Source organism: Lacicoccus kunmingensis DSM 17847 (assembly GCF_059568765.1).
The window spans coordinates 22,583-36,671 of record NZ_JCANUC010000021.1 but is presented as its reverse complement, the minus strand read 5'-3'; the positions used below and the strand labels follow the sequence as shown (position 1 = coordinate 36,671).

Annotated in this window: 13 protein-coding genes; all 13 read left to right on the top strand. The window is 39.4% G+C overall.

Annotated elements, in window-relative coordinates:
* The first annotated feature begins 342 nt into the window (after positions 1 to 342).
* The 13 genes from BO48_RS14555 (at position 343) to tet(M) (ending at position 14,049) form a co-directional block, all read left to right on the top strand.
* Positions 343 to 657 (top strand): YdcP family protein, encoded by a 315-nt coding sequence (locus BO48_RS14555; protein WP_000420682.1) that lies wholly within the window; start codon positions 343 to 345, stop codon positions 655 to 657.
* Between the two features lie 18 nt (positions 658 to 675).
* Positions 676 to 1,059 carry a YdcP family protein gene (locus tag BO48_RS14550; RefSeq protein WP_001234286.1) on the top strand — a complete coding sequence of 128 codons (384 nt, stop codon included), beginning with the start codon at positions 676 to 678 and terminating at the stop codon, positions 1,057 to 1,059.
* 28 nt (positions 1,060 to 1,087) lie between these two features.
* Positions 1,088 to 2,473, top strand: a complete 1,386-nt coding sequence (locus BO48_RS14545; RefSeq protein WP_000813488.1) for an FtsK/SpoIIIE domain-containing protein — start codon at positions 1,088 to 1,090, stop codon at positions 2,471 to 2,473.
* Between the two features lie 177 nt (positions 2,474 to 2,650).
* Positions 2,651 to 3,856, top strand: a complete 1,206-nt coding sequence (gene mobT / locus BO48_RS14540) for a MobT family relaxase (protein ID WP_000398284.1) — start codon at positions 2,651 to 2,653, stop codon at positions 3,854 to 3,856.
* A gap of 42 nt (positions 3,857 to 3,898) precedes the next feature.
* Positions 3,899 to 4,120 (top strand): hypothetical protein, encoded by a 222-nt coding sequence (locus tag BO48_RS14535; protein ID WP_001009056.1) that lies wholly within the window; start codon positions 3,899 to 3,901, stop codon positions 4,118 to 4,120.
* Positions 4,121 to 4,236: 116 nt separating this feature from the next.
* The gene (locus BO48_RS14530) at positions 4,237 to 4,734 is read left to right on the top strand and encodes an antirestriction protein ArdA (RefSeq protein ID WP_000342539.1); all 498 of its coding nucleotides are present in this window, start codon (positions 4,237 to 4,239) and stop codon (positions 4,732 to 4,734) included.
* Positions 4,709 to 5,215, top strand: a complete 507-nt coding sequence (locus BO48_RS14525) for a conjugal transfer protein (protein WP_000506270.1) — start codon at positions 4,709 to 4,711, stop codon at positions 5,213 to 5,215. Before BO48_RS14530 ends, BO48_RS14525 begins: the two co-directional genes overlap by 26 nt.
* Positions 5,199 to 7,646: a conjugal transfer ATPase TcpF gene (gene tcpF / locus BO48_RS14520; protein ID WP_000331160.1), complete on the top strand. Its 2,448-nt coding sequence runs from the start codon at positions 5,199 to 5,201 to the stop codon at positions 7,644 to 7,646. The genes BO48_RS14525 and tcpF overlap by 17 nt, the downstream gene beginning before the upstream one ends.
* Before the next feature lie 2 nt (positions 7,647 to 7,648).
* Positions 7,649 to 9,826, top strand: coding sequence for a CD3337/EF1877 family mobilome membrane protein (locus BO48_RS14515; protein ID WP_000804748.1), 2,178 nt, complete (start codon positions 7,649 to 7,651; stop codon positions 9,824 to 9,826).
* Positions 9,823 to 10,824, top strand: a complete 1,002-nt coding sequence (locus tag BO48_RS14510) for a bifunctional lytic transglycosylase/C40 family peptidase (protein ID WP_000769868.1) — start codon at positions 9,823 to 9,825, stop codon at positions 10,822 to 10,824. Before BO48_RS14515 ends, BO48_RS14510 begins: the two co-directional genes overlap by 4 nt.
* Positions 10,821 to 11,753 (top strand): conjugal transfer protein, encoded by a 933-nt coding sequence (locus BO48_RS14505; protein ID WP_001224318.1) that lies wholly within the window; start codon positions 10,821 to 10,823, stop codon positions 11,751 to 11,753. The genes BO48_RS14510 and BO48_RS14505 overlap by 4 nt, the downstream gene beginning before the upstream one ends.
* A gap of 274 nt (positions 11,754 to 12,027) precedes the next feature.
* A complete protein-coding gene (locus tag BO48_RS14500; protein ID WP_012386611.1) occupies positions 12,028 to 12,114 on the top strand; it encodes a tetracycline resistance determinant leader peptide in 87 nt (28 codons plus the stop codon).
* Between the two features lie 15 nt (positions 12,115 to 12,129).
* Positions 12,130 to 14,049 carry a tetracycline resistance ribosomal protection protein Tet(M) gene (gene tet(M) / locus BO48_RS14495; protein WP_000691736.1) on the top strand — a complete coding sequence of 640 codons (1,920 nt, stop codon included), beginning with the start codon at positions 12,130 to 12,132 and terminating at the stop codon, positions 14,047 to 14,049.
* Positions 14,050 to 14,089: the final 40 nt, after the last annotated feature.

Here is a 14,089-nt window from a genome sequence, read left to right as displayed (position 1 = left end):
TCTAAAAAAAATAGCATAAAAATCTAGTTATCCGCATAAAAACTGGACTTATCACACTTTATCAAGGTCAAAACCACTCAATTTACTACTAATTTACTACTTATGAATGAGCTTTGATACGACGATTTATCCTTGAAAAGTGAAGATATAAAGATACTTCCAATAAAATTTGAATATTTAATAGGTAGACACTTCAAAAAATGAGGTGTCTATTTTTTTACCCGATTTTGAAAGGAAGTGAACTTATGAAAACAAAAAATCAAGAATCAAAAGGTCGTTCCCCACTCTTTAAGACCATCAAACATTCATTCAGCCAATAAAAAAGAAAGGATAGGTAAAAATATGGAACTTAAATTTGTGATTCCCAACATGGAAAAAACATTCGGCAATTTAGAATTTGCTGGCGAGGATAAAGTCGTTCAGCGAAGAATCAACGGACGGCTAACTGTCTTATCAAGAAGCTATAATCTCTATTCTGATGTTCAAAGAGCAGATGATATTGTGGTGGTGCTTCCTGCTGAAGCTGGCGAAAAACATTTCGGCTTTGAGGAACGTGTGAAGTTAGTCAATCCACGTATTACCGCAGAGGGCTACAAAATCGGCACTCGTGGTTTTACAAATTACCTTTTACATGCTGACGACATGATAAAAGAATAAAGAAAGAGAGGAAAAATGATGAGATTAGCAAATGGCATTGTATTAGATAAAGACACGACTTTTGGAGAATTGAAATTCTCTGCTCTACGTCGTGAAGTGAGAATCCAAAATGAAGACGGGTCGGTTTCAGATGAAATCAAGGAACGTACCTATGACTTAAAATCCAAAGGACAAGGACGCATGATTCAAGTAAGTATTCCTGCCAGCGTGCCTTTGAAAGAGTTTGATTATAACGCACGGGTGGAACTTATCAATCCCATTGCGGACACCGTTGCTACTGCCACCTATCAAGGAGCAGATGTTGACTGGTATATCAAGGCAGACGATATTGTGCTGACAAAGGATTCTAGTTCATTCAAAGCTCAACCACAAGCAAAGAAAGAACCGACACAAGACAAATAGTCGCTAGGTAGAAAGGAGACTTTTTCGCATGAAACAGCGTGGTAAAAGGATTCGCCCATCTGGTAAAGATTTAGTCTTTCATTTTACGATAGCGTCACTCCTGCCTGTTTTCCTGCTGGTTGTCGGACTGTTTCATGTGAAGACAATCCAGCAGATCAACTGGCAGGATTTTAACCTATCACAAGCAGATAAGATTGACATTCCCTATTTAATTATCAGTTTCAGTGTCGCAATTCTTATCTGCTTGCTGGTAGCGTTTGTATTCAAACGGGTTCGCTATGATACGGTTAAACAACTTTACCACCGTCAAAAACTGGCAAAGATGATACTTGAAAACAAGTGGTATGAATCTGAACAGGTCAAAACAGAGGGTTTCTTTAAAGATAGTGCTGGTCGTACAAAGGAAAAGATAACCTACTTCCCTAAAATGTATTATCGACTTAAAAATGGCTTGATACAGATACGGGTGGAAATCACGCTGGGAAAATATCAAGACCAACTCTTACACTTGGAAAAGAAATTAGAGAGTGGCTTGTACTGTGAGCTGACGGATAAAGAGTTAAAGGATTCCTATGTGGAATATACTTTGCTCTATGACACCATAGCCAGTCGTATTTCTATTGATGAAGTAGAAGCTAAAGATGGTAAACTTCGCTTAATGAAAAACGTATGGTGGGAATATGATAAGCTCCCTCATATGTTGATTGCTGGTGGTACAGGTGGCGGTAAAACTTACTTTATACTGACACTGATTGAAGCCTTGCTTCATACAGATTCAAAACTGTATATTCTTGACCCGAAAAATGCTGATCTTGCGGACTTAGGTTCTGTGATGGCAAATGTCTACTATAGAAAAGAAGACTTGCTTTCTTGCATTGAAACATTCTATGAAGAAATGATGAAACGTAGTGAGGAAATGAAGCAGATGAAGAACTATAAGACTGGCAAAAATTATGCTTACTTAGGTCTCCCGGCACACTTCTTAATCTTTGATGAATACGTCGCTTTCATGGAAATGCTGGGAACAAAAGAAAACACCGCAGTTATGAATAAGCTGAAACAGATTGTCATGTTAGGTCGTCAAGCTGGCTTCTTTCTAATACTGGCTTGTCAACGTCCAGACGCAAAATATTTAGGCGACGGAATCCGTGATCAGTTTAATTTCAGAGTGGCTTTAGGTCGTATGTCTGAAATGGGCTATGGCATGATGTTTGGCAGTGACGTACAAAAGGATTTCTTCTTAAAGCGAATCAAAGGTCGTGGCTATGTTGATGTAGGAACAAGTGTCATATCAGAGTTTTATACTCCCCTTGTACCAAAAGGATATGATTTCTTGGAGGAAATTAAAAAGTTATCCAACAGCAGACAGTCCACGCAGGCGACGTGCGAAGCGGAAGTCGCAGGTGTGGACTGATCTTGCTGGCTGGTGTGGCAATAGCCACGCCAGCACTTAACCCCCCGTATCTAACAGGGGGGTACAAATCGACAGGAAACAGTCAAAAAAACATTAGAAAATCCTTTGGTTACAAGGGATTTACAAAATTTCAGCGTATGTCAAATGGGCTTTAAAAGTTGACATACGCCTTTTTGATTGGAGGGATTTTTACTGAATGAACAAACTTGGTTACAGCATTTAAAAGAAAAACGCTTGGCTTATGGACTATCTCAAAACCGTTTAGCTGTTGCGACTGGTATTACAAGGCAGTATCTAAGCGATATTGAAACAGGAAAAGTCAAGCCATCAGAGGATTTACAGCAGTCCCTTTGGGAAGCTCTGGAACGCTTCAATCCCGACGCTCCCCTTGAAATGCTGTTTGATTATGTAAGAATTCGCTTTCCGACAACAGACGTACAGCAGGTGGTCGAAAACATCTTACAACTGAAACTGTCCTATTTTCTTCATGAGGACTATGGTTTCTATTCTTATTCAGAGCATTATGCTTTAGGCGACATATTCGTCCTTTGCTCCCATGAACTGGACAAAGGAGTTCTGGTGGAATTGAAAGGTCGTGGGTGCAGACAATTTGAAAGCTATCTTCTGGCACAACAAAGAAGCTGGTATGAGTTCTTTATGGACGTTTTGGTGGCTGGCGGTGTGATGAAACGCCTTGACCTTGCCATTAACGATAAGACAGGGATTTTAAATATCCCTGTACTCACTGAAAAGTGCCAACAGGAAGAATGTATCTCCGTCTTCCGCAGTTTTAAAAGCTATCGCAGTGGCGAACTGGTACGCAAAGAGGAAAAGGAATGTATGGGAAACACCCTCTATATCGGTTCATTACAAAGTGAAGTTTATTTCTGTATCTATGAAAAGGACTACGAGCAGTACAAGAAAAATGATATTCCCATTGAAGACGCAGAAGTAAAAAACCGTTTTGAGATTCGATTGAAAAATGAGCGTGCCTATTATGCAGTCCGTGATTTACTCGTCTATGACAATCCAGAGCATACCGCCTTTAAAATTATCAATCGGTATATCCGTTTTGTAGATAAAGACGATTCCAAACCTCGTTCTGATTGGAAACTGAATGAAGAATGGGCTTGGTTTATTGGGAACAATCGTGAACGATTAAAACTAACCACAAAACCAGAGCCTTACTCCTTCCAAAGGACGCTGAACTGGCTATCTCATCAAGTTGCCCCGACCTTAAAGGTTGCGATTAAACTTGATGAAATCAACCAGACGCAGGTTGTAAAAGACATTCTCGACCATGCGAAACTGACAGACCGACACAAGCAGATTTTGAAGCAACAGTCAGTAAAAGAACAGGACGTGATAACAACAAAAAAATAACTCAAATACAAATTCATTGAATATAGAGAGGAGAACATTTTTATGAATTTTGGACAAAACCTTTATAACTGGTTTCTATCAAACGCTCAATCACTGGTGCTTTTAGCAATCGTTGTGATTGGCTTGTATCTTGGCTTCAAGCGTGAGTTTAGCAAACTGATTGGCTTTTTAATTATTGCGATTATTGCGGTTGGCTTAGTCTTCAACGCTGCTGGAGTAAAAGACATTTTACTAGAGCTATTCAATCGCATTATTGGTGCTTAAATAAAACCGTTCTTTTGTGGAATATAAGTGGTTTTCTTATGTTCCGCAAAGGAATGGTACACCAAACGAAGTGCGGTAGGGATTTTTGAATCTCTACAAAGAAAGGACGTGAATATATGGACGATATGCAAGTCTATATTGCGAATTTAGGCAAATACAATGAGGGCGAATTGGTCGGTGCGTGGTTTACCTTTCCCATTGACTTTGAGGAAGTCAAAGAGAAAATCGGCTTGAATGATGAATATGAGGAATACGCCATTCATGACTACGAGTTACCCTTTACGGTTGACGAATACACTTCCATTGGCGAACTCAATCGACTATGGGAAATGGTATCGGAATTACCCGAAGAATTACAATCGGAGCTATCTGCTCTGCTCACTCATTTTTCAAGCATTGAAGAACTAAGCGAACATCAAGAGGATATTATCATTCATTCCGATTGTGATGATATGTATGACGTGGCACGCTACTACATTGAAGAAACGGGTGCTTTAGGCGAAGTACCAGCTAGTCTTCAAAACTATATTGATTATCAAGCCTATGGTCGGGATTTAGACCTTTCAGGAACGTTTATCTCAACCAATCATGGGATTTTTGAAATCGTCTATTAAATCTGTCGGTACATTACTACTGGCAGATTTTCTATTTTACGGGGTGGCTCAATCAGCTACCCCTATTTTTTATGAAAGGATTGATTACATGAAGAAAATACGAAGCTATACCAGTATCTGGTCTGTGGAAAAGGTACTGTATTCTATCAATGATTTTAGACTTCCGTTTCCCATAACCTTTACGCAAATGACATGGTTTGTCGTGTCACTCTTTGCAGTGATGATACTTGGCAACTTGCCCCCTCTTTCCATGATAGAGGGAGCATTTCTCAAATACTTTGGGATTCCTGTGGCTTTCACATGGTTTATGTCTACAAAAACTTTTGATGGTAAAAAGCCTTATGGATTTTTGAAGTCTGTCATTGCTTATGCACTGCGACCAAAGCTGACCTATGCAGGAAAAAAAGTAACGCTTGGCAGAAACCAGCCACAAGAAGCCATTACAGCAGTTAGGAGTGAATTTTATGGCATATCCAATTAAATACATTGAAAACAATCTCGTCTGGAATAAAGACGGGGAATGTTATGCTTACTATGAGCTTGTTCCTTACAATTACTCATTTCTAAGTCCAGAACAGAAAATACAAGTGCATGATTCTTTCAGACAGCTTATCGCACAAAATCGTGATGGCAAAATTCATGCTTTACAAATCAGTACAGAATCCAGCATACGTTCTGCACAAGAGCGTTCCAAAAATGAAGTCACTGGCAAGCTCAAAGCGGTTGCCTATGACAAAATCGACCAACAGACAGACGCTTTAATATCCATGATTGGCGAAAATCAAGTGAACTACCGTTTCTTTATCGGCTTTAAGTTGCTTCTCAACGATCAGGAGTTTTCTATGAAAAGTCTTACCGTTGAAGCAAAAAATGCTTTGTCTGATTTTGTCTATGATGTGAACCATAAGCTGATGGGCGATTTTGTTAGTATGAGTAATGATGAAATCCTGCGTTTTCAGAAGATGGAAAAGCTCTTAGAAAATAAAATCTCTCGTCGTTTCAAAATCCGCAGGTTAGATAAGGACGACTTCGGCTATCTGATTGAACACCTTTACGGACAGACAGGCACTGCCTATGAAGAGTATGAGTACCATCTATCAAAGAAAAAGCTGGATAATGAAACGCTGATTAAATACTATGACTTGATTAAGCCTACTCGCTGTTTGGTGGAAGAAAAACAGCGATATTTGAAAATCCAGCAGGAAGATGAAACCGTCTATGTAGCTTACTTTACCATTAACAGCATTGTCGGAGAACTGGACTTCCCGTCCTCTGAAATCTTCTACTACCAGCAACAGCAATTTACATTCCCGATTGATACGTCAATGAATGTGGAAATTGTAGCGAATCGTAAAGCCCTATCTACTGTCCGCAATAAAAAGAAAGAACTGAAAGACTTGGATAACCACGCTTGGCAAAGTGATAATGAAACCAGCTCCAATGTGGCGGAAGCTCTGGAAAGTGTGAATGAGCTGGAAACCAATTTAGACCAAAGCAAGGAATCTATGTACAAGCTGTCTTATGTGGTAAGGGTATCAGCAAATGATCTTGACGAACTCAAACGTCGTTGTAATGAAGTGAAAGATTTTTATGACGATTTAAGCGTAAAACTGGTACGACCATTTGGGGATATGCTCGGCTTACATGAAGAATTTTTACCTGCCAGCAAGCGTTATATGAATGATTATATTCAATACGTGACCTCTGATTTCCTCGCTGGTTTAGGTTTTGGTGCTACTCAAATGCTGGGGGAAAATGAGGGGATTTATGTTGGCTACAGCTTAGATACTGGACGCAATGTCTATCTGAAACCTGCTCTTGCCAGTCAAGGGGTTAAGGGTTCAGTAACCAATGCGTTAGCGTCGGCTTTTGTTGGTTCGCTGGGTGGTGGTAAATCCTTTGCGAATAACCTTATCGTCTATTATGCGGTGCTTTATGGGGCACAAGCAGTGATTGTAGACCCAAAAGCAGAACGTGGCAGATGGAAAGAAACCTTGCCAGAGATTTCCCATGAAATCAATATCGTCACTCTGACTTCTGATGAGAAAAACAAAGGCTTACTTGACCCTTATGTGATTATGAAAAATCCCAAAGATTCTGAATCACTGGCTATTGATATTCTGACATTCCTTACGGGGATTTCCTCTCGTGATGGGGAACGCTTCCCAATCCTTAGAAAAGCCATTCGTGCAGTAACCAATAGTGAAGTACGAGGGTTGATGAAAGTGATTGAGGAATTACGGGTTGAGAATACGCCACTAAGTACCAGTATAGCCGACCATATCGAAAGTTTTACAGACTATGACTTTGCACATTTATTATTCAGTAATGGTTATGTGGAGCAGTCTATCAGCTTAGAAAAACAACTGAACATTATACAGGTTGCGGACTTGGTACTTCCCGACAAGGAAACTTCCTTTGAGGAATATACCACTATGGAGCTTTTATCCGTTGCTATGCTGATTGTCATTAGTACCTTTGCTTTAGACTTTATCCATACAGACCGAAGCATTTTCAAGATTGTAGATTTAGACGAAGCATGGAGCTTTTTACAGGTAGCACAAGGAAAAACACTATCTATGAAGCTGGTTCGGGCTGGTCGTGCTATGAACGCTGGGGTATATTTCGTGACCCAAAATACAGACGACCTCTTAGATGAAAAACTGAAAAATAACCTCGGCTTAAAATTTGCATTTCGTTCCACTGACCTTAACGAGATTAAAAAGACCTTAGCCTTTTTTGGTGTAGACCCAGAGGACGAAAACAATCAGAAGCGATTGCGTGATTTGGAAAACGGGCAATGCCTTATCAGTGATTTATATGGTCGTGTCGGTGTGATACAGTTCCACCCTGTATTTGAAGAACTGCTCCATGCCTTTGATACCAGACCACCTGTGCGAAAAGAGGTGTAAATGTGAAACCATCAATAGTAAACAGAATAAAATCAAACTGGACGCTGAAACGTCTAGGTAAAGTGGCAATGACAGTGGCTTTCACACTTGTGATTGCCATTTTTCTTTTAGCCATGCTGGGAACGGTGGTTCAAGCTGCGGGCTTGGTAGATGATACGGTCAATGTGGCAAATGAATACAGCCGATACCCACTTGAAAACTATCAACTGGATTTTTATGTGGATAATAGCTGGGGCTGGCTTCCGTGGAACTGGTCGGACGGGATTGGAAAACAGGTCATGTATGGACTATATGCCATTACCAATTTTATTTGGACAATCAGTTTGTATGTTTCCAATGCGACAGGTTACTTAGTACAGGAAGCCTATTCCTTAGACTTCATTTCCGCTACAGCAGATTCCATTGGTAAGAATATGCAGACCTTAGCTGGTGTGAGTGCAAACGGATTTTCAACAGAGGGTTTCTATGTTGGATTCCTCTTACTCTTGATTTTGGTTCTTGGGGTTTATGTTGCCTATACGGGACTGATAAAGAGAGAAACCACAAAGGCAATTCATGCCATTATGAATTTTGTGCTGGTGTTTATCCTATCGGCTTCCTTTATTGCCTACGCTCCCGACTACATTAAAAAAATCAATGACTTTTCATCAGACATCAGTAATGCCAGTTTATCACTTGGCACGAAGATTGTCATGCCCCATTCCGATAGTCAAGGCAAGGACAGCGTGGACTTAATCAGAGATAGCCTGTTTTCCATACAGGTTCAGCAACCGTGGCTACTGCTTCAATACAACAGTTCAGACATTGAAAGTATCGGTATTGACCGTGTGGAAAGCCTGCTCTCCACCAGCCCAGATTCCAACAATGGCGAAGACAGAGAAAAAATTGTTGCGGAAGAAATTGAAGACAGAAGCAATACCAATCTAACCATTACAAAGACCATTAACCGTTTAGGTACAGTCTTCTTCCTATTTGTCTTCAATATTGGGATTTCCATATTTGTATTCCTATTAACAGGAATCATGATTTTCTCGCAGGTACTTTTTATCATCTATGCTATGTTTCTGCCTGTGAGCTTTATTTTAAGCATGATTCCATCATTTGATGGTATGTCAAAACGAGCCATAACAAAGCTCTTTAATACCATTTTGACACGAGCTGGAATCACATTGATTATTACGACAGCATTTAGTATTTCAACCATGCTCTATACCTTATCGGCTGGTTATCCGTTCTTTTTGATTGCTTTTCTACAGATTGTGACCTTTGCAGGAATCTACTTCAAGCTGGGCGATTTAATGAGTATGTTTTCTCTACAGAGTAACGATTCTCAAAGTGTGGGAAGTCGTGTGATGAGAAAACCTCGTATGCTTATGCACGCTCACATGCACCGTCTACAGCGGAAACTTGGACGTTCCATGACTACTCTAGGGGCTGGGTCTGCCATTGTTACAGGTAAAAAAGGACAGTCGGGTTCGGGGAGTTCTGCAAGGACACAAGCAGATCACTCCCGACCAGACGGAAAGGAAAAATCAACACTTGGAAAACGTATCGGTCAAACCATCGGTACAGTAGCTGATACCAAAGACAGAATGGTAGACACTGCTAGTGGTTTGAAAGAACAGGTTAAAGATTTGCCGACCAATGCAAGATATGCAGTATATCAAGGAAAATCCAAAGTAAAAGAGAATGTCCGTGATTTAACCAGTAGTATTTCTCAAACCAAAGCGGACAGAGCCAGTGGACGCAAGGAACAGCAGGAACAAAGGCGAAAAACCATTGCGAAGCGTCGCTCTGAAATGGAACAGGTCAAACAGAAAAAACAGCCTGCTTCTTCTGTTCATGAAAGACCGACTACAAGACAAGAACAATATCATGATGAACAGACCTCAAAACAGTCTAATATTCAGACTTCATATAAGGAATCTCAACAAGCCAAACAAGAGCGTCCAGCAGTTAAGTCCGATTTTTCAAGTCCAAAAGTGGAACGCCAAGGCAATACCGTTCAAGAAAAAACCGTTCAAAAGCCAGCAACTTCAACCACTACAGCAGATAGAACTTCACAACGTCCAATCACAAAAGAACGTCCGTCTACTGTTCAAAGAGTACCACTACAAAATACAAGAAGTAGACCACCAATCAAAACCGCCACCATTAAGAAAGTCGGTAAGAAACCATGAAGTTGAAAACTTTAGTGATTGGTGGTTCTGGATTATTCTTGATGGTCTTCTCACTGCTTCTGTTTGTTGCCATTTTATTTTCAGATGAACAGGACAGCGGAATTTCCAATATTCATTATGGAGGTGTGAATGTTTCCGCAGAAGTGCTGGCTCATAAGCCTATGGTAGAAAAATATGCCAAAGAATATGGCGTTGAAGAATATGTCAACATACTTCTTGCGATTATACAGGTGGAATCGGGCGGTACTGCGGAAGATGTTATGCAGTCCTCGGAATCCCTCGGTCTTCCACCTAATTCATTGAGTACAGAAGAATCCATTAAGCAAGGTGTGAAGTATTTCAGTGAATTATTAGCCAGTAGCGAAAGGCTCAGTGTAGATTTAGAATCGGTTATCCAGTCCTACAATTATGGTGGTGGTTTCTTAGGGTATGTGGCTAATCGTGGAAATAAATATACCTTTGAACTGGCTCAAAGTTTCTCAAAAGAGTATTCAGGTGGCGAAAAAGTGTCTTACCCCAATCCCATAGCCATACCTATCAATGGGGGCTGGCGATACAACTATGGCAATATGTTTTATGTGCAACTGGTAACGCAGTATCTTGTCACAACAGAGTTTGATGATGATACGGTACAAGCCATCATGGACGAAGCACTGAAATATGAGGGCTGGCGATACGTTTACGGTGGAGCTTCCCCGACTACTTCTTTTGATTGTAGCGGACTGACACAATGGACGTATGGAAAAGCTGGAATTAACTTACCACGAACCGCACAACAGCAATATGATGTGACCCAGCATATCCCACTATCGGAAGCACAAGCTGGCGATTTGGTTTTCTTTCATTCTACCTATAACGCTGGCTCTTATATTACTCATGTTGGGATATACCTTGGCAATAACCGTATGTTTCATGCAGGCGACCCAATCGGTTATGCCGACTTAACAAGCCCCTACTGGCAACAGCATTTAGTGGGAGCAGGACGAATCAAACAATGAGAAAGGAAGATTTAATGATGAAATTTAGAAAAAATCAGAATAAAGAAAAACAGATACCAAAGGAAAAGAAACCTCGTGTCTATAAGGTCAATCCTCATAAAAAGGTTGTGATTGCCTTGTGGGTACTTTTAGGGCTTAGTTTCAGCTTTGCGATATTCAAGCACTTTACAGCTATAGATACTCATACTATTCACGAAACAACTATCATAGAAAAGGAATACGTTGATACTCATCATGTAGAAAATTTTGTAGAGAACTTTGCGAAAGTCTACTATTCATGGGAGCAATCCGATAAGTCCATTGATAATCGAATGGAAAGTCTAAAAGGCTATCTGACAGATGAACTTCAAGCTCTCAATGTTGATACAGTACGCAAAGATATTCCTGTATCGTCTTCTGTAAGAGGATTTCAGATATGGACGGTAGAGCCAACTGGCGACAATGAGTTTAATGTAACCTACAGTGTAGACCAGCTCATTACAGAGGGAGAAAATACAAAGACCGTCCACTCTGCTTATATAGTGAGTGTCTATGTAGATGGTTCTGGAAATATGGTACTGGTTAAGAATCCGACCATTACCAACATACCTAAGAAATCAAGTTATAAACCAAAAGCCATTGAAAGTGAGGGGACGGTTGATTCCATTACAACCAATGAAATCAATGAGTTTTTAACGACGTTCTTCAAGCTCTATCCTACAGCGACAGCCAGTGAACTTTCCTACTATGTGAATGACGGGATATTAAAACCAATCGGAAAAGAGTACATCTTTCAAGAACTGGTAAATCCTATTCACAATCGTAAGGATAATCAAGTCACGGTATCGCTGACAGTGGAGTATATCGACCAGCAGACCAAAGCAACGCAGGTATCTCAATTTGATTTGGTACTTGAAAAGAACGGGAGTAATTGGAAGATTATAGAATAACAAATATTGGTACATTATTACAGCTATTTTGTAATCACGTACTCTCTTTGATAAAAAATTGGAGATTCCTTTACAAATATGCTCTTACGTGCTATTATTTAAGTATCTATTTAAAAGGAGTTAATAAATATGCGGCAAGGTATTCTTAAATAAACTGTCAATTTGATAGTGGGAACAAATAATTGGATGTCCTTTTTTAGGAGGGCTTAGTTTTTTGTACCCAGTTTAAGAATACCTTTATCATGTGATTCTAAAGTATCCGGAGAATATCTGTATGCTTTGTATGCCTATGGTTATGCATAAAAATCCCAGTGATAAAAGTATTTATCACTGGGATTTTTATGCCCTTTTGGGTTTTTGAATGGAGGAAAATCACATGAAAATTATTAATATTGGAGTTTTAGCTCATGTTGATGCAGGAAAAACTACCTTAACAGAAAGCTTATTATATAACAGTGGAGCGATTACAGAATTAGGAAGCGTGGACAAAGGTACAACGAGGACGGATAATACGCTTTTAGAACGTCAGAGAGGAATTACAATTCAGACAGGAATAACCTCTTTTCAGTGGGAAAATACGAAGGTGAACATCATAGACACGCCAGGACATATGGATTTCTTAGCAGAAGTATATCGTTCATTATCAGTTTTAGATGGGGCAATTCTACTGATTTCTGCAAAAGATGGCGTACAAGCACAAACTCGTATATTATTTCATGCACTTAGGAAAATGGGGATTCCCACAATCTTTTTTATCAATAAGATTGACCAAAATGGAATTGATTTATCAACGGTTTATCAGGATATTAAAGAGAAACTTTCTGCCGAAATTGTAATCAAACAGAAGGTAGAACTGTATCCTAATATGTGTGTGACGAACTTTACCGAATCTGAACAATGGGATACGGTAATAGAGGGAAACGATGACCTTTTAGAGAAATATATGTCCGGTAAATCATTAGAAGCATTGGAACTCGAACAAGAGGAAAGCATAAGATTTCAGAATTGTTCTCTGTTCCCTCTTTATCATGGAAGTGCAAAAAGTAATATAGGGATTGATAACCTTATAGAAGTTATTACTAATAAATTTTATTCATCAACACATCGAGGTCCGTCTGAACTTTGCGGAAATGTTTTCAAAATTGAATATACAAAAAAAAGACAACGTCTTGCATATATACGCCTTTATAGTGGAGTACTACATTTACGAGATTCGGTTAGAGTATCAGAAAAAGAAAAAATAAAAGTTACAGAAATGTATACTTCAATAAATGGTGAATTATGTAAGATTGATAGAGCTTATTCTGGAGAAATTGTTATTTTGCAAAATGAGTTTTTGAAGTTAAATAGTGTTCTTGGAGATACAAAACTATTGCCACAGAGAAAAAAGATTGAAAATCCGCACCCTCTACTACAAACAACTGTTGAACCGAGTAAACCTGAACAGAGAGAAATGTTGCTTGATGCCCTTTTGGAAATCTCAGATAGTGATCCGCTTCTACGATATTACGTGGATTCTACGACACATGAAATTATACTTTCTTTCTTAGGGAAAGTACAAATGGAAGTGATTAGTGCACTGTTGCAAGAAAAGTATCATGTGGAGATAGAACTAAAAGAGCCTACAGTCATTTATATGGAGAGACCGTTAAAAAATGCAGAATATACCATTCACATCGAAGTGCCGCCAAATCCTTTCTGGGCTTCCATTGGTTTATCTGTATCACCGCTTCCGTTGGGAAGTGGAATGCAGTATGAGAGCTCGGTTTCTCTTGGATACTTAAATCAATCGTTTCAAAATGCAGTTATGGAGGGGATACGCTATGGCTGTGAACAAGGATTGTATGGTTGGAATGTGACGGACTGTAAAATCTGTTTTAAGTATGGCTTATACTATAGCCCTGTTAGTACCCCAGCAGATTTTCGGATGCTTGCTCCTATTGTATTGGAACAAGTCTTAAAAAAAGCTGGAACAGAATTGTTAGAGCCATATCTTAGTTTTAAAATTTATGCGCCACAGGAATATCTTTCACGAGCATACAACGATGCTCCTAAATATTGTGCGAACATCGTAGACACTCAATTGAAAAATAATGAGGTCATTCTTAGTGGAGAAATCCCTGCTCGGTGTATTCAAGAATATCGTAGTGATTTAACTTTCTTTACAAATGGACGTAGTGTTTGTTTAACAGAGTTAAAAGGGTACCATGTTACTACCGGTGAACCTGTTTGCCAGCCCCGTCGTCCAAATAGTCGGATAGATAAAGTACGATATATGTTCAATAAAATAACTTAGTGTATTTTATGTTGTTATATAAATATGGTTTCTTGTTAAA